The following is a 16,045-nucleotide window of genomic DNA, read 5'->3' on the forward strand; positions in this document are numbered from 1 at the left end:
GGACGTGATGAAGGACGCCCCGCCGATCATCGAGTTCGTCGAGATTCACAAGGACTACGTCACGGAGGCGGTCGTCGTGCGCGCGCTCCGAGGCGTGAATCTGACGATCCGGAAGGGTGAGTTCGTCGCGATCATCGGGCAGAGCGGCTCGGGCAAGAGCACGATGATGAACATCATCGGCTGCCTCGATCGTCCGACGCGCGGCCAGTACATCCTCGATGGGATCGACGTGGGCGCGCGGAGCAACGACGCGCGCGCCATCGTGCGAAACCACCTCATCGGCTTCGTGTTCCAGGGCTTCAACCTGCTGCCCCGCACGACCGCGCTGGAGAACGTCGAGTTGCCCCTCGTGTACCGAGGTGTTGGCGCCGCGGAGCGAAGGAAACGCGCGCTCGCCTCGCTCTCCGCCGTCGGCCTCGGCGCGCGCCTGCACCACACGCCGAACCAGCTCTCCGGCGGTCAGCAGCAGCGCGTCGCGATCGCGCGCGCCCTCGTGACGCAGCCGCCGCTCCTGCTCGCCGACGAGCCCACGGGCAACCTCGATACACGCACGAGTTACGAGGTGCTCGATCTGCTGCAACGGCTCAACCGGGAGCAAGGCATCACGATTGTGCTGGTCACGCACGAGCGCGACATCGCCGACTGCGCAGGGCGCGTGGTCGAGATGCGCGACGGCTCGGTGCGGCGCGACATCGTGAACGAGAGGCCGACGGACGCGGGGCGCGCGCTCGCGGAGCTGCCGGTCCAGGACGAACACGGGGCCACTTCGTGACGGCGATCCTCGCCGCGATCCGGCTCGCCATGCGCGCCATCGTGCGCTCGAAGCTGCGCTCGACCTTGACGGTGCTCGGCATCCTGATCGGCGTTGCGGCGGTGGTGATCGTGGTCGCGCTCGGCACGGGCGTGCAGCAGCAGGTCGTCGGGCAGATCTCGAACCTTGGCGCGAACGTCATCTTCATCTTCCCGCAGTCGACGCAGACCTCGGGCGTACGCAGCTCCGACGTCAATCGCCTCACGGAGGCTGACGGACGCGCGCTCGTGGCGGAAGCGACGAGCATCGCGAACGTCGCGCCCTTCAGCTCCACGGGAGCGCAGGTGATCGCTGGCGATCGCAACGCGGTGACGCAGGTGATGGGCGTCTCGCGCACCTACTTCCCGGTGCGCGGCTTCTCCGTGGGCAAGGGCGAGATGTTCACGGAGTCGGAGGAGCTGCTCAAAGCGAAGGTCGTGATCATCGGCGAGACGGTGCGCGAAAAGCTCTTCGGACCCGGGGATCCGATCGGGCAGTACGTGCGCATCGGTCGGTATCCGTATCGCGTCGTCGGTCTGCTCACGCCGAAGGGGCAGTCACCCTTCGGCGAGGATCAAGACGATCGCGTGCTCATGCCCATCGGCAGCTTCCGCGCGCGCGTGGTGCCGAGCCCTCCGGGGCGCGTGCAGCAGCTCATCGCCTCCGCGACGGACGAGCGGACCGTCGATCGCGCCGTCGCACAGATCGAAGCGATCCTGCGTCAACGGCACGGAATCGCGCCCGATCAGGATCCGGACTTCGGGATCCGCACGCAGGCGGAGTTTCGCAAATCCTCCGAGGAGATCGTGGGCACGTTGACCGTGCTGCTCTCGTCGATCGCCGCCGTCTCGTTGCTCGTCGGCGGGATCGGCGTGATGAACATCATGCTCGTCAGCGTGACGGAGCGGACGCGCGAGATCGGCATCCGCATGGCGATCGGCGCCTCGGCGGCGGACATCATGACGCAGTTCCTCGTCGAGGCGATCGTGCTCAGCGTGATCGGCGGCGTGTTCGGGCTCGGGATCGGCGCTGGCGTGATCAAGGCGCTCGGCGGCGCGCTCGGATGGTCGCTCCAGCTCCCGATCCCCGCGGTCGTCGCGGCGATGGGGACGAGCGCCGTGATCGGGATCGTGTTCGGGTTTTTCCCCGCGAGGAGGGCGGCGCTGATGGATCCCATCGTCGCGCTGCGGCAAGAGTGATCGGCCTCGCGCGTGTCTTCTCCGCGATCGCGATCGCCATGCGGGCGGTCCTGCGCAACAAGCTGCGCGCGGCGCTGACGATCCTCGGCATCACCATCGGCATCGCGGCCGTCGTGACGATGACCGCGCTCGGCGACGGCGCGCGCGCCAAGATCAACGGGCAGATCACGAACCTCGGCTCGAACGCGCTGATCGTCTTTCCGCAGTCGGCGCGGGCCTCGGGCGCGCGCACGACGGGAGGCTCGAAGCTCTCGGAGTCCGACTGTCAGGCGCTCGAACGCGAGTCGACGAGCATCAAGGCCGCCGTGCCGTTCCTGCGTGCGTCGGCGCAGGTCGTCTACGAAGGGCAAAACGCGAAGGCCGAGGTGATCGGCTCGCGCATCGGCTACCTCAAGGTGCGCAACTGGGAGCTCCAGCGCGGCGAGCCGTGGACGACGTCGGCCGAGAACGTCTCCGAGAAGGTCGCGGTCATCGGCGCGGGGACGGCGAAGGATCTCTTCGGCACGGCCGATCCCGTGGGCCGATGGATTCGAATCGGCCGGCATCCGTACCGCGTGCTCGGCGTGCTCGAAGAGAAGGGCCCTTCGCCCTTCGGTCGCAGCCAGGACGACGTCGTGCTCATGCCGATCACCACGATGCGATCTCATGTGCGCTTCACGCGGCCGGGCGAGACGGACGCCATCATGATGAGCGCCACGAGCCCGGAGACGACCGACCGCGCGAAGAAGCAAGCTGAGGAGATCCTCCGCCAAAGGCACCGCATCCGCGAGGGAGACGAGGACGACTTCCTCATCCGCTCGCAGGCCGAGTTCCAGCAGATGCAGGACAACATCTACGGGGTGCTGTCCCTCCTGCTTGTCGGGATCGCGGCCGTGTCGCTCGTCGTGGGCGGCATCGGCGTCATGAACATCATGCTCGTCAGCGTGACGGAGCGGACGCGCGAGATCGGCATCCGCATGGCGATCGGCGCGCGCGAGATGGACATCCTCGTGCAGTTCCTCGTCGAGTCGCTCGTGCTCGCGACGCTCGGCGGGCTCGTGGGGACGACGATCGGCTACGCCGCGATCGTCGGCCTCGGCGCGGCGCTCGATCTGCCGATGAAGCTCGCGCCCCAAGCGCTCGCGGTGGCGCTCGGGACGAGCACGGCGATCGGGCTCGTCTTCGGGTTCTTCCCGGCGCGCAGGGCTGCGCGGATGGACCCGGTGCAAGCGCTCGGCCGCGAGTGAAATGATTTGACCACAAAAGGTCACGCGCCCCGGGCCTCTCGGCCGCGGGGCGCGTGATCGTTCGGCCAATCAGATCAGTGGCTCGATTGGCTCTTCTTCATGAGGTCGGCGAAGGTGCCGAACTTCGCCTCGCGGGCGACGCCTGCGCGGTACGACTGGTACGCCTGCTTCTCGGCGTCCTCCTTGAGCGCGCGGATCGAGAGCTTCGCCTCGCCGCGGCGCGGGTCGACCTCGAGGACCTTCGCGTCGAGCTTCGTGCCCACGGGGAACTCCTTGCGGAGATCGGTGCCGCGCGCCGTGCCTGTGTGGCCTGCCGGGATGAAGCCGCGCGCCGCGCGACCGGTGACGCCGAGGACGCGGACCGAGAGTCCTCCCTCGACGGCCTGCACGACGGCGACCTTCACGGCCTTGTACTGCTGCACGCGTTGACGCGGCTCTTCCTCCTCGCCGCTCGGCAGCGCGGGGTGCAGGCCGATCTTGTGCGCACCCGGATCGCAGCTCGCGACGACGACGTCGATCTCGTCGCCGACCTTCACCACCTCGCTCGGGTGCTCGACCTGCTTGAACGCGATGTCCGCCGTGTGGCAGAGGCCGTCGATCCCGGGCTCGAGCTCGATGAACGCGCCGAACGGCTGCAGGCGCGCGATCTTGCCCTTGTGCTTCGTGCCGACCGCGTACTTCTCCTTCACCGTGTCCCACGGATCCGCGGTCGTGGCCTTGTGGCTGAGCCACAGCTTGCCCTTGTCGTCGATGCGGATGATCTTGACGTCGATCTCCGTACCCGGACGGAAGAGGTCGCCGAGCCGCGCGCTGCGATCGTGGCTCGCCTCGGTCATGTGGATGAGGCCTTCGACGTTGCCCGCCTCGGGCAGCGCGACGAAGACGCCCCACGCCACGACCTTGCGCACGATGCCCTTGTGCACGCTGCCGGGCGTGACCTTGCTGAGCGCCTCGGTGCGCAGGCGACGCGCGTCCTCTTCGAGCATGCGCTTGCGCGAGACCACGATGTCGCGGCCCTTCTTCGCGTACTGCGCGACGACGAAGTCGAGACGCTGACCGACGAGGTGCGAGAGATCCGCGCCGTGGCGCAGGTCCACGTGCGAGGCCGGTGCGAACGCCCGGAGGCCACCGAGATCGACCTCGAGGCCGCCCTTCACCGCGCCCGTGACGAAGCCGAAGACCGGCTCGCCGCTCTGCGACGCGGCTTCGAGCTGCGTCTTCAGGTCGTCGAGCGGCTTCGGTTGCCCCTTGCAGAGCACCAGCATGCCGCCGCGAACGCCCGTGCTTTGCACGCTCGCGATGAACTGATCGCCCTCGGCCGGCACTTCCTCGTCGCCGAGCTCTTGCCGATCGAAGAGGCCTGTCGCCTTGCCTGCGATGTCGATCCAGATCGCCTGGTCCGTCACCTTGCAGACCTTGCCGAAGACCTCTTCGCCCACGCTGAACGCAGGGCGCTCGCGCTGGGCCGCGGCCGCCGCTGCGGCCTGTTTGTCCTTGCGGCGATCCTTGCGCTTGCCTTGCGGCGCTTCGCCTCCGGCTTGGGCCTCGGGAGCCTCGCCGGCCTCCGCGTCCTCGCCTTCCGCGTCCTCGCCGTCGCTCGCTTCGGCGCCTTCGGCCGCGCCTTCCGCCGTCGGACCTTGCGCGCCCGGGGGACCCTTGCGCTTCCTGCGGCGCTTGCGCTTCTTCGCGTCGCCGCCTGGGCCCTCGGCCGTCGCCGCAGGGCTCGCCTGCGGCCTTCCGCCGGCACCCGGCAAGCGGTTGCCAATGTCGTCTCCCGGCTGCTCATCCTCCCACTCTTCGCGGGATGGAGCGGCGGTGGGCGAGGGGGCCTGGGCCTCGGTGCTCGCCTCGGGCGTTTGATTCTGCGGCTGCGCCTCGGGCGCCGCGGCGTCCGTCTGGACCTCTGCCGCCTCGGTGTTGTTGTTGTCCGTGTTCATCCGGGATCTCGGGCCCCGCTCGCGGCGCGCGTCGTCGGGGGACGACCTTCGCGCATACGCTTAGCTCGGAAGGGGACGGAAAACATAACGTACCTCGTGCACAGGCGCGAGGTCTCCGCGCACAGCGCTCGAACTTCGAGACGCTTTTTCAACGTACGATGGGTAAAAACCGCTGCTGACCGCCGCTACGGTCGATGCGGAGGGAGCCCCCGCGACCGAGGTCTTGCACGCTCACCTTGGCCGCCAGCCGCTGCGCCACCTCGAGGAACGCTCGGCCGACCGAGCTCTCGGGCGCCGCCTGCACGACGGGCGTGCCTGCGTCGCCCCACTCCCGCACCGAAGGATCGAGCGGGATCTGGCCGAGCAGCGGGGCGCCCGCGAACTCGGCGATCTTCTGACCGCCGCCCGAGCCGAAGAGCTCGTGACGCGCGGAGCAACCGTCACAGATGAAATAACTCTCGTTCTCGACGACGCCGAGGATGGGGATGCCCACCTTCTGGGCCATCGAGACCGATTTGTAAACGTCCTGGAGCGCGACCTCCTGCGGCGTCGTCACGACGACGGCGCCCGTGGTGCGCAGCTTTTGCGAGATCGTGAGCACGATGTCGCCCGTGCCGGGAGGCAGGTCGAGGATGAGGTAGTCGAGCGTGCCCCAGTCGACGTCCTTCATGAACTGGAGCAGCGCGTTCTGGATCATCGGCCCGCGCCACACGACGGCTTGGCGCGCGTCTTCGAGCAAGAAGCCGATCGACATGAGCTTCACGCCGAAGCGCTCGAGCGGGAGGAAGCGTTGCCCGTCCGACGAGGTCGGCCGGCCCATCACGCCGAGCATCGTAGGCACGCTGGGCCCGTACATGTCGGCGTCGAGCAGGCCCACGCGGCAGCCGAGGCGGTTCAACGCGAGCGTCAGGTTCGCGGCGACCGTGCTCTTTCCGACGCCGCCCTTGCCGCTCATCACGAGCACGATGTTCTTCACGCCCGGGCAAGGATCGTCGGCCATGATGTTGCGCTCCGGGACGTTTGAGGTCCAACGAATCGTCACGTTCGCGGCACCCGCGGCCTTGAGCGCCGCCGTCACGTCGTCCTGGAGCCGCTCCTTGTACGGGCACGCCGGCGTCGTGAGCGTGAGGACGACGGTGACATCATCGCCCTCGACGGTGACGTCTCCCAGCATGCCGACGTCGGCGAGGGGGCGAGACAGCTCGGGGTCTTCGACCCTTTGGAGCGCGGTTTTCGCGGATTCGACCGTGATTGCCATGATTTCCTTCGGGGCAGGCGCGGGGCAGCCGGTCTGTTAGGACCAGCCACGGGTGTCGTCAACCCGTTCCACCGTCGCATGTGCGCGCTGCCGTCGGGAAAAACGGCCGGGGCGAAACAAAAAGAAAACGCGCCGCCCGGCGCGAGGAGCGGCCGGGCGGCGCGTCGATCAGGCGCTCAGTTGACGGACCCGGCAGCCTTGCCGCCGATGCTGGCGCTCGCCTGGACGGAGACCTTCACCTCGACGCTCGCGTTGAGCGAGGACCTCGCCGCCTCCGTGGCGCAGACGAAGGCCTTGCCGCTCGACGTGAGCGCGCCCTCCAGGTTCCCGCCGACCTCGACGAGGACCTCGCCGGCGTCGAGCGCGGCCTGACCACGCTCGATGCCGTTCACGATGAGCTTCGGCAGGTGCTCTTCGAGCGCAGCCGCGAGCGCCTCGAGATCGGCGGTGGCGCCGCCCGCGAGCTCGATCGTGACCTTGGGCGGCGTGCACGACGCGTTCGCCTGGACCTGCGCGTTGCAGCTCGCCTGGCAGTCGGCGTCGAGCTCGCACTCGGGCGGCGTGATCTTGCCCTCGCAGTGCGGGGCCTCGAACTCGACGGAGCACTCGCCGCGGCAGGTGCCGTCGCACTGCACGGCGGCGTTAGCTTCGAGCTCGCACGCGCCCGAGCAGGTACCCTCGCACGTGCCGTCGCAGCGGCCGTTGCAGTTGTTCGCGTCGCCCGTGGAGCACTGGCCGTCGCACTTGCCGTTGCAGACGGCGCTGCACGAGCCCCGGCACTCGACCGTGGCGCCGACGTCGGCCGTACAGGCGCCCTTGCACTCGGCCTTGCACGTGCCCGCGAGCTTGCCGGGCTCGCACTTGGCTTCGAGCTGCGCCGGCGTGCACTGGCCGCTCACGTCGCAGCGCGCGTTGCACTCGGCGGAGGCATCGAGGCTCGCCTCGCACTTGCCGCCCTCGACGAGCGCGACGAGCTGCACGTTCGCGTTGGCCTTGATCACCTCGTCGAAGCCGAGCTCGGCCTCCTTGCACACGGCCTCGAGGCGAGCCGAGCCCTCGAGCGACGACCACTTCGTTTCGTCGCGATTCGTCGCCTTGGCGATGCCCTGGCAGGCCGCGGTGACGTCGGCGATCATCTTGTCGGCGAGCGTGATGAACGCGCCCGAGGCGCCCATGAACGACTTGACCCGGAAGTCGATGTCGAGGTTCGCACCCCACTGCGCGTCGGCGCGGAACTCGTCACATCCCTCGGCGATGTCGGCGATGTCGCTGCAACCGAGGCCGGCGGTGAGGCCGACTCCGAGCACGAAGGCAGGCGCGGCGACGAGGCGGATCCACTTGTTTTTCTGCGACATGCGAAGCTCTCCTTTGGAAGAAGTGGTGGGTACGTTGAAGCGCACGTGCACCTTCTGCGCCATGCGAAGTGCGCTCGGAGCACCCTCCCGTCCATCCCCGGGTCCCTCGCGGAATCCCCGGATCACGGCGGGAGGGTGCGAAAGAGACGTGCCGCGCGTGGCGAAAGTCTTTGCGCGGCAAAAGATCGATCGAAACCAGAAGTGACCAGCTCCTGTTACCAGCAGCTCGACTCGCCGCCCTGGTTCGGGTTCGCCGGGTTGGCGAGCGTGTAGGGGAAGAGCTGGCACTTCTGGTAGTTCTGTGAACCTGGGTTGAGGTCGCACTCGGCGCGCTTGCCGCTCGGCGAGAGCGGGCAGTCGTTGTTCGACGTGCAAGGCCCGTTCGAGGTGCTGAGGTCGACACAACCGCGGCTGCCGTCGGTGGCCTGGAAGCAGACGGAGAGGCCGGTGAGCGAGCCGCAGTCCTCGTCGGTCACGCAGGGCTCGCAGTATTTGCCCTCGCCGACGCAGGCGCCGAAGCGGTGGAAGCACGCCTTCGGTCCGTCCGGCGCGGCATCGCTCACGGGCTTGCACTCGAACGCGCGCCCGCAGTCGGCGTCCTTCACGCACCCGGAGGCGCAGCGCTTCGTGGTGTCGTCCGGGAGCGAGATGCAGTGGCTGTTCGGGATCTGTGAACAGTCGAGATCAGTGTTGCACGGGGCGCACGTGTCGCGCTGGACGCACGTCTTCCGGAGTACACAGAGCTGTCCCTCGAACATCGTGTTGCCCTGCCCGAGCGAGGTCGGCTCGATGCACGGGTCGCTCGACTGACCGCAGAGGCCGTTGTTGCCCTTCGACGGGTTCATGCTGCCGCAGAGCGCGCGCGCCTCGCGGGTCGTACCGCAGTAGAAGCCGCCGGGGCACTCGGCGTCGCTCTGGCAATCTTGCTTGGTGCAGAAAGCATCGGCGTCCCCCTCGGCGGCCGAGAGGCAGGAGAGCGGCGCCGTGCACTCGCCCGGCGCGCACGCGAGCACCGTGCAGGGCGTGTTGTCGGGGCACTTGCCGACGAGGCAGTTCGCACGTCCGTAGCAGTAGGTCTCGTCGAGCTTGCAGGTGTCGGGCGCGCCGCCGCACTGATCGAGGAAGCAGGGCGATCCCGTCTGCGGGCAGGAGAGGGTCTTGCTGCACTCGTCGCCGAAGGGGCACTTGAAGCCGAAGCCGAAGGGCTTCTCGTTCGGCTGGCAGGAGAACATTTCACGCTTCGTGTCGTCCTCGACCGCGGGCGCGCAGTCTTGCGTGCCGTCGGCGAGGCAATCGGCGTGACCCGCGCACTCGAGGACGCAGCGGTTCTCCACGCACGTGTTGCCGGGCAGGCACTTGTCGGGGGTGCACTTCCCCTCGCATTTGCCGTCTGCGGTGACGAAGCCGCCGAAGCAGAACGGCACCACCTCCTCTTCGGAGCATGCGCCGAGCGCGCCACCAAAGAGGAGGGAGAGGAGCGAGAGGGCGGCGGCAAAACGAAGGCGCGGCTGCCGTGAACGGAGAACAGGAGAATGCTGCATGATGGCCTCGAACCTTGGAGGGCCGTCCCTCCGCGGGTGTGGGTATGCATGGGACGGTGCCGTGTTCCACGCATCTTGCCTGGGAACGGATCCGGTCCGGGCGAGGCCTTTTGCAAGGAGGGTGCTTGACGCCCTGAACCCCCGCGAGGACCATTCCGACCTACCTCATTCCAGGCGCGGTGGCATCATGCGAAACGACGTGCTCTTTCGGTGCTTGGTTCTCGGTCTGACGGCAGCTTTCGGTTTGATCGGCTGCGGCAGTGACGAGGGCGATGGCAACGTGACACCGGGGTTCCCCGATCAAACGGGGCAACTCCCGCGTGGATCGTGGGCGCTCCCGTATCCCGCGGGTCCCTTCGGCATCAGCAAGGGCTCGATAGCGCAGAATTACGAGCTGATCGGTTTTCCGAACGCGAAGGAAAAGCTCGGCGAGGGCGTGCGATTCATCTCCTTTGCGGAGTTCTACAATCCGACGGGCGACGGGGTTTTTCCGGAAAACTCCGTGTTCCCTGCGGGCACGCCGAAGCCGAAGGCGCTCGCGATCATCATCTCTGCTTCGTGGTGCGGCCCTTGCCAGTATGAGGCGGCCGAGGTCCTCCCGGGCCTGCGCGCGGAGTACAACCCGATCGGCGGCGAGTTCCTCCTCGCGCTCGCGGAGGGAATCTCCGGCTCGCCGGCGACGCCCGAGGATCTGACGAAGTGGGTGAAGAAGTTCGCCATCGACTACCCGTCGGTGACCGATCCGGGCGGCAAGCTCGCGGCGCTATGGGAGAGCGATTCGTTCCCGGCGAACATCATCATCGACACGCGGACGATGGCGATCGTTCAAACGTACGCCGGTCCGCCTCCTGCGACGTACTGGAAGACCTTCGAGAAGGTCATCGCAGGGACGTTGTAGCCCTCTCGCCTGCTTTTGCGCGCGTGCCGCCCCTCCTCCTTTGCGGCATGATGTGCGGATGAACGCGCAAAAAGCTCACGTCCTCGGCGCGGCGCTCGCCGGCCTTCTCCTCAGCTCGTGTGGCGGCGAAATGCCCTCCGCGAAGGCCGGCGGCGGCGCGACGGCACCCGACTTCACGCTGCCGTCGCTCGACGGCAAGCAGGTCCGGCTCTCCGACTACAAGGGGAACAGCGTGGTGCTCATCGACTTCTGGTCGACCACCTGTGACCCCTGCATGATCGAGATGCCGCACCTCGTCGATCTTTACAAAAAGCACAAGGATCGCGGCTTCGTCGTGCTCGCCGTCTCCGCCGACGGGCCGGAGTCGCGTGCACAGGTGAGCAGCGTGGTGCGCTCGAAGGACATGGTCTTCCCCGTCCTGCTCGACGAGGAGACCGTGGTGACGGCCCGCTACAATCCGAAGCGCGAGCTGCCCTTCACGGTGCTGATCAGCAAGGACGGTTCGATCGTGCACAAGCGTGGTGGATACACCGCGGGTGACGAGAAAACGCTCACTGTCGAGGTCGAGAAGGCCCTCGCGGAGTGATCGGGCGCCGCGCACGTCATGGTAGAAGGCGCGCGTGAGATCTTCCTCGCGTCGCGCCGCTGCTGCGCTGGCCGTCACCCTCGGAAGCCTCGCGATCGCGCCCGCCGCGCGCGCGCTCGACCTGCCCGGGCCGGCGGGTGAGCCGATCGGGCTCGACGTCACCAACACCACGGTCGTCGACTATCGCTGGGACAATCGCAACCACGATCCAAGGGCGTTCAACCCGCGGCCGATCGTCGACGACGACTACGGCGAGTGGATCAACCGCCTGAACGTGCAGGCGACGTGGTGGCGCTTCCGCGTCGGCGTGCGGCTCGACTCGGCGCTCTACTACCTGACGACGAAGCGGACCGAGGCGCAGGTGATCGCGCAGCGCCAGATCGACGCGGTGAAGCAGGCGGATCCGAACGCCCAGGTCCCGCAAACGATCGACTATGCGAACCGCTTCTACAACGAGCTGAACACGCGGTTTCTGAACAGCATCTACCCGGCCAAACTCTACGTCGGATACAACCAGCCGGGCCTCGACATCACGATCGGCGATTTCTACGCGCAGCTCGGCCGCGGCCTCGTGCTCAGCGTGCGCAAGATCGACGAGCTCGCGATCGACACGACGATCCGCGGCGGCAAGGTGGTCTTCGACAAGAAGCTCGGGCCGGCGCGGATCGGCGCCACGCTGCTCGCGGGGCAGATGAACCCGCTGCGCTTCGACGAGGTGAGCGGCCGGCGCCTGCACGGCGCAGGATCCCCCTTGTTTTTCGGCTTTCCGGACGCAAAGCCCGCGACGACGTACGCCATCAACGGGCAGCCGATCGTCGCCGAGGCGAGGCCGAGTTACCTTGAGGACTCGATCTTCGGCGGCCGCGTCGAAGGCGGGATCGACGCCGTCCAGTTCGCCGCGAACGCGTCGGTGCTGGTGCGCAAATCCTTCACCGAGGAGAACCTCGCGTGCAGGAGCGCCTGCGCGACGGGCGACTCGACGTGCGTGGATCACTGCTACGCGCAGTTCCCCGAGTTCACGGTCCTGCCTGGAGGCCGCTCGCACAACCAGATTCGGACGTTCAGCGGATCGGTGAACGTGCCGTCGATCGCGGGGATCGGCGACCTTTACGTGGAGGTCGCGGGGCAGCAGCTCCGCGACGGGCACGTGGGCGCGATCGACGCGCAAGGCGCGGCGACGGAGCGGCAAGCGGACGTGTCGGGGTACGCGGTGTACGCGAACGCGAACTTCGGCCTCGGGAAGCTCCAGCTTTCCTTGGAGGGCAAACACAACCGAAAATTCTTCCCGCTCGGTTCGAACATCGACGTGACGACGCCGGGCTACAGCGCCCCCGAGTACAGCGTCGTCGCCTACAGCGCGCCGCCGACCGCGGAGCCGATCTACATCGAGCCGATCGAGTCGCCGAACGTGTGCATGACCGGCGGCCGCGCGACGGCGAACTTCAAGTACGACGAGCACACATCGGTCTACGGCTGGCTCGGTCGTTACCGGAGCTGGACCGAGGTGCCCACGAACGACCTCTGTCAGTCGATGGACGACCAGTTCCGCACGGACACGTGGGACACGGCCGTGGGCATCGACATGAGCCGCGAGCAGGGCAAATCGCACGCGCGCGCCTGGATCGGCGCGCGTATCGCGGAGCGCGCGGTGCCCACGCTCGGCACGCGAGCGCCGGGCGAGACGGACGTCCTCTATTACGAGGGCTACATCCGCTACGACCTCGTCAAGCACATCAAGGGCCCGTTTTCGTTGCAGCTCCAAGGGTTTCACCGCAACCGCTACCTGCCCGCGACGCACGGTCGGGTGTGGAATGAGGGCGAGAACTACACGGCGCTCCACTGGTCGCCGCACCTCTCGGCGGTCTTCGGCTACGAGTACTCGACGCGCCCCGGATGCCAGCCCGAGCTCGCCGGTGCCGACGAGTTCAAGGTCGTGCTTTGCCACTACCTGAGCGGCGGCCTCACATACCGATCCGGGAGCACGGACTCGTGGGCCTCGCGGCTCGTGAACACCGTGAACCTCTTCGTCGGGCAGCGACGCGGCGCGATCCGCTGCGTCTCCGGTGTCTGCCGCCTCTTCCCGCCCTTCGAGGGCGCGCGGCTCGAGGTCGTCTCCCGGTTCTAGCCGGACAAACCGTTATTTTGCCCGGAGCATCGCGCACGCGACGCCCGTGCGCACGCGCGGGTCGGCATCGACCGCGAGCAGCGCGGCGCGTCCGAGCTCGCCGAGCGCCACGAGCGACGTGCCCGCGGCCTTGCGCGCCTGCTCGCTCGTCGAGCGCGCGTCCTCCGTGAGGAGCGGGAGCACCTCGCGCGCACCCGCACGCGCGAGCGCCGCCTTCGCGAGCAACGCGCGGATGCCCTTGCCCTTCGCGATGCCGAGCAGCTTCTGCGTGATCTCGGCGCGCTCCTTCGGCTTCGCGCCCTCGCCCTCGGCCGGCGCCATCTCCAGGCCACGGCCGAGGGCCGCGATTGCGACGTCTTCGTCTGCGTCGCTCCGCGCCTTCACGAGGGCCTCGCGCACGCTCGGCGTAGCGAGCGTCGCCGCGTGGATCGAGAACACCCGCTCGCGCGTCGAGCCAGTCTCGATCGACCGCGCGAGGATGCCCGCGGCGTCCTCCGCGCCGGGCCCAGGCTGACGGACGAGCACGGCCGCTGCCGCGATCTGTGGCAAGCCTCGTTCGGCCTGCGACACGCGCACGAGTTGCACTCGCCCGCCCGCGTCCAGCGCGCGTGTCGACGACCACGCGCCCACGATCGCGACCCGTTCGTCCTCGTCGGCCTTCACGAAGAGATCCTTCAGCGCGAGCACGACGCGCTCGCCGCCGAGGTTGCCGACCGCGTCGATCGCCTGCAAACGCGCAGGCGGGTGTGGATCGAGCCGTGCCGCTTCGAGCAGCGCCTCGGTGTCGTTCGGATCGAACGCGTCGAAGGCGGCCTTGAGCGCCGCGAGACGCACGGCCTGGTCCCCGTCGGTGAACAGGCTCCTCCGCTGCGTGCCATCCGTGTACGCAACGAGCCCACGCGCCTCCACGGCGCGCCACGCGCTCGATGCGCCCTTCGACGCGAGCGCAGCGTGCGCTGCCTCTGCGAGATCGTCGCGATCCCAGAGGCGCGCATCGAAGCGGATGAGCGCCGCGATCGCCGCGACCTCGTCACTGTCCGCGGCGCGCGCTTCGAGCGCGTCGTCGAGCCCTTCGGCGCAAGACGGCAGCTCCCGGAGCTTGCTCACGCCGGCGTCTCCCTTCGCTGCTTTCACCTCTTGTTCGAGCACGACACGCGCGATGCGCCGCGCCTCGGCCTCGCCGACGGCCTCCTGCGCGGAGCCGGACGCGAGCACGCGTCGCGCTCCGCCGAGGTCGCCTTGCTCCGCGGCGCGCAGCGCAGGGCCTCCGCCGCAGCCTGCGGCGAGAGCGAGGACGAGGAGACTTCCAAGGGCGCGCGGGAGGTTCGTGCGGCGAGCGATCATCGGGCGTTCCTTTCGAGCTACCTGACCTCGCCCCGACTCGCAAAGCCTTCCGTGGCCCGCGCGTGTTCGGCCCTTTCCCCCGCGCCTCCGGTGCGTCACCCTGCGCGCTTCGGGTGGCTCTTTTGTCTCCCGAACACGCCCATCGCGTCCGCGCCCCTACAGGCCTCGGCGTCGCGAGGGCCTTCGGTTCATGCGTTTCGACGTCATCGCCAACATCACGGCTCGCCTCTACCGTCGGCGGCCCTCCCTCCTCGACGACGTGAGGCGCATCTGCGCAGGTGTCGCCGAGGTTCATCCGACCACCCAAGTCGACGAGCTCGACGCCGTCTGCGCGCGGATCGCGGCGCGCGGCACGGACCTCGTGATCCTCTCCGGCGGCGACGGCAGCTTCATGGCCGGCGTCACGGCGCTCGCGCGGGCCTTCGGCGAGGCCTCGCTCCCGCGGCTCGCGCTCCTGCCCGGCGGCACCGTCGCGACCGTCGCGCGGAACTTCGGCATGCAGGGGGATCCGACGCGGCTGCTCGCGCGGCTCTTCGCCTCCCGCACGCTCGCCTCCCGGCGCAGGGCCACGCTGCGCGTGCGTGAGGCGCGCGAGGGCGCAGAAACGACGCGCATCGGCTTCATCTTCGGCACCGGCCTCGTCGCGCGGTTCTTCGACCTCTACTACGCGGACGGCGCGCGCGGGTACGGCGGCGCGGCGCGGATCGCCGGCCGGATCTTCGTCGAGTCGTTCGTCGACGGTCCGTATGCACAGCAGGTGCTCACGCCCATGCCGTGCACGATCGAGGTCGACGGGCATCGCCTCGCCTCCGATCGCTGGTCGCTCGTGTGCGCCTCCGTCGTGCGTGATCTCGGCCTCGGCATGCGCGTCAACCACCGCGCGGGCGAAGACCTCGATCGCCCGCACCTCGTCGCGAGCCCTCTGCCTCCACGCTCGCTCGGCCCGCGCGCGCCGCTCGTCCTCCTCGGCAAGCCCATCGGCGGCGCGGGCGCTTTTGATGATCTCGCGCGCTCGTTCGTCGTGCGCTTCTCCCCCGAAGGGCCCTACGTGCTCGACGGCGACGTGCTGCGCGCCTCGGAGGTCACGGTCTCCGCGGGCCCGTCCATCGACGTCGTCACGTTCTGATCCGCGCGGCCGTCACGCACTCCGACGCGTCGGAGCCTTCCTCGTGGCCGCACCCTTCCGCGCCTGCGCCTTCACGGAGAGCTTCGGCACGATCTTCGTCGCCATCCCCTTCTTCGGCGCGATGGTCTTCGCGCTTCGAGGTGTCTTCGTTGCCGTAGCCTTCGTCGTCCCCTTCGCGAGCGACGGCCTCGTCCTCGCCCTCGCGGGCGCCCGCGCGGCCGGCCGCTTCGCCGCTTGCGTGATCTTTCCGGCGCGAAGCGCGTCTCGCGCCATCGCCATGAAGTCCGTGTCGGTCACGATGCCGAGCAGCCGATCGTCTTCGTCCACCACGGGCAAGCAGCCGATCTTCTGCGTGAGCATGACGTCCGCTGCATCCGCCGCGTCGTCGTCCGGCCCGATCGTATCGACCGAACCACGCATCACATGGCGCACGCACGTCTTCCGCTTCGCCTCGGCCGCGTCGTCCGCTGGCAGCTTCTCGAGGACGCGGCCCGTGGCTTCCAGGATGTCGCGGTGCGACAAGAGGCCCACGAGCACGTCGCCATCCAGCACGGGCAGGTGACGTATGCGCTCGACGGTCATGAGCTCTTCCGCGAACAGGATGTTGTCGCCGAGCTCGAGCGTGCTGACGGGCGCGCTCATGATCTCTCGCACCTTCAC

At 68.6% G+C, this 16,045-nt stretch carries 13 protein-coding genes; 7 read left to right on the forward strand and 6 right to left on the reverse strand.

All coding sequences use genetic code 11. The annotated features are described in order from the left end of the window. Positions 1 to 7: 7 nt before the first annotated feature. From QHF89_RS15725 to QHF89_RS15735, 3 genes are read left to right on the forward strand one after another with little or no spacing between them, the layout of a single operon-like run. A complete protein-coding gene (locus QHF89_RS15725) occupies positions 8 to 772 on the forward strand; it encodes an ABC transporter ATP-binding protein (RefSeq protein ID WP_136968741.1) in 765 nt (254 codons plus the stop codon). After that, entirely contained in the window at positions 769 to 1,989 is a 1,221-nt protein-coding gene (locus QHF89_RS15730; RefSeq protein WP_136930279.1) for an ABC transporter permease, read from the forward strand. The genes QHF89_RS15725 and QHF89_RS15730 overlap by 4 nt, the downstream gene beginning before the upstream one ends. Next, on the forward strand, positions 1,986 to 3,215 hold the full coding sequence (locus tag QHF89_RS15735; RefSeq protein WP_232379631.1) for an ABC transporter permease: 1,230 nt from the start codon (positions 1,986 to 1,988) through the stop codon (positions 3,213 to 3,215). The genes QHF89_RS15730 and QHF89_RS15735 overlap by 4 nt, the downstream gene beginning before the upstream one ends. 74 nt (positions 3,216 to 3,289) lie before the next feature. On the opposite strand, the gene QHF89_RS15740 is transcribed toward QHF89_RS15735, so the two are convergent. The 4 genes from QHF89_RS15740 to QHF89_RS15755 all read right to left on the reverse strand — a co-directional run bounded on the left by QHF89_RS15740 (position 3,290) and on the right by QHF89_RS15755 (position 9,306). Next, on the reverse strand, positions 3,290 to 5,152 hold the full coding sequence (locus QHF89_RS15740; RefSeq protein ID WP_136968740.1) for a S1 RNA-binding domain-containing protein: 1,863 nt from the start codon (positions 5,150 to 5,152) through the stop codon (positions 3,290 to 3,292). A gap of 148 nt (positions 5,153 to 5,300) precedes the next feature. Beyond that, positions 5,301 to 6,410, reverse strand: coding sequence for an Mrp/NBP35 family ATP-binding protein (locus tag QHF89_RS15745; protein WP_136968739.1), 1,110 nt, complete (start codon positions 6,408 to 6,410; stop codon positions 5,301 to 5,303). 176 nt (positions 6,411 to 6,586) lie between these two features. Beyond that, positions 6,587 to 7,765: a hypothetical protein gene (locus tag QHF89_RS15750; protein WP_136968738.1), complete on the reverse strand. Its 1,179-nt coding sequence runs from the start codon at positions 7,763 to 7,765 to the stop codon at positions 6,587 to 6,589. Between the two features lie 215 nt (positions 7,766 to 7,980). Further along, entirely contained in the window at positions 7,981 to 9,306 is a 1,326-nt protein-coding gene (locus tag QHF89_RS15755; RefSeq protein WP_136930283.1) for a hypothetical protein, read from the reverse strand. A 187-nt stretch (positions 9,307 to 9,493) separates the two neighbouring features. Between QHF89_RS15755 and QHF89_RS15760 the strand changes: the two genes are divergently transcribed. Genes QHF89_RS15760 through QHF89_RS15770 form a run of 3 tightly spaced genes read left to right on the forward strand, consistent with a single transcriptional unit; the run spans position 9,494 to position 12,915 of the window. After that, a complete protein-coding gene (locus QHF89_RS15760) occupies positions 9,494 to 10,204 on the forward strand; it encodes a TlpA family protein disulfide reductase (RefSeq protein WP_136968737.1) in 711 nt (236 codons plus the stop codon). Between the two features lie 58 nt (positions 10,205 to 10,262). After that, complete coding sequence (locus QHF89_RS15765) at positions 10,263 to 10,790, forward strand: peroxiredoxin family protein (protein ID WP_136930285.1); 528 nt, start codon at positions 10,263 to 10,265, stop codon at positions 10,788 to 10,790. A 34-nt stretch (positions 10,791 to 10,824) separates the two neighbouring features. Beyond that, positions 10,825 to 12,915: a DUF6029 family protein gene (locus tag QHF89_RS15770; RefSeq protein WP_136968736.1), complete on the forward strand. Its 2,091-nt coding sequence runs from the start codon at positions 10,825 to 10,827 to the stop codon at positions 12,913 to 12,915. 12 nt (positions 12,916 to 12,927) lie between these two features. On the opposite strand, the gene QHF89_RS15775 is transcribed toward QHF89_RS15770, so the two are convergent. Beyond that, positions 12,928 to 14,259 carry a hypothetical protein gene (locus QHF89_RS15775; protein WP_136968735.1) on the reverse strand — a complete coding sequence of 444 codons (1,332 nt, stop codon included), beginning with the start codon at positions 14,257 to 14,259 and terminating at the stop codon, positions 12,928 to 12,930. A 190-nt stretch (positions 14,260 to 14,449) separates the two neighbouring features. Between QHF89_RS15775 and QHF89_RS15780 the strand changes: the two genes are divergently transcribed. Further along, positions 14,450 to 15,385 (forward strand): diacylglycerol/lipid kinase family protein, encoded by a 936-nt coding sequence (locus QHF89_RS15780; protein WP_136968734.1) that lies wholly within the window; start codon positions 14,450 to 14,452, stop codon positions 15,383 to 15,385. A gap of 12 nt (positions 15,386 to 15,397) precedes the next feature. On the opposite strand, the gene QHF89_RS15785 is transcribed toward QHF89_RS15780, so the two are convergent. Next, positions 15,398 to 16,045, reverse strand: a complete 648-nt coding sequence (locus QHF89_RS15785; protein ID WP_284720538.1) for a CBS domain-containing protein — start codon at positions 16,043 to 16,045, stop codon at positions 15,398 to 15,400.

This window comes from Polyangium sorediatum (genome assembly GCF_029946465.1).
Taxonomy (GTDB): domain Bacteria; phylum Myxococcota_A; class Polyangia; order Polyangiales; family Polyangiaceae; genus Polyangium; species Polyangium fumosum.

Excerpts from the sequence above, each read along its gene's own strand:
- QHF89_RS15760 (WP_136968737.1), top strand. The coding sequence starts at position 9,494 with ATGCGAAACGACGTGCTCTTTCGGTGCTTGGTTCTCGGTCTGACGGCA.
- QHF89_RS15755 (WP_136930283.1), bottom strand. The coding sequence starts at position 9,306 with ATGCAGCATTCTCCTGTTCTCCGTTCACGGCAGCCGCGCCTTCGTTTT.
- QHF89_RS15750 (WP_136968738.1), bottom strand. The coding sequence starts at position 7,765 with ATGTCGCAGAAAAACAAGTGGATCCGCCTCGTCGCCGCGCCTGCCTTC.
- QHF89_RS15740 (WP_136968740.1), bottom strand. The coding sequence starts at position 5,152 with ATGAACACGGACAACAACAACACCGAGGCGGCAGAGGTCCAGACGGAC.
- QHF89_RS15745 (WP_136968739.1), bottom strand. The coding sequence starts at position 6,410 with ATGGCAATCACGGTCGAATCCGCGAAAACCGCGCTCCAAAGGGTCGAA.
- QHF89_RS15765 (WP_136930285.1), top strand. The coding sequence starts at position 10,263 with ATGAACGCGCAAAAAGCTCACGTCCTCGGCGCGGCGCTCGCCGGCCTT.
- QHF89_RS15780 (WP_136968734.1), top strand. The coding sequence starts at position 14,450 with ATGCGTTTCGACGTCATCGCCAACATCACGGCTCGCCTCTACCGTCGG.
- QHF89_RS15775 (WP_136968735.1), bottom strand. The coding sequence starts at position 14,259 with ATGATCGCTCGCCGCACGAACCTCCCGCGCGCCCTTGGAAGTCTCCTC.
- QHF89_RS15725 (WP_136968741.1), top strand. The coding sequence starts at position 8 with ATGAAGGACGCCCCGCCGATCATCGAGTTCGTCGAGATTCACAAGGAC.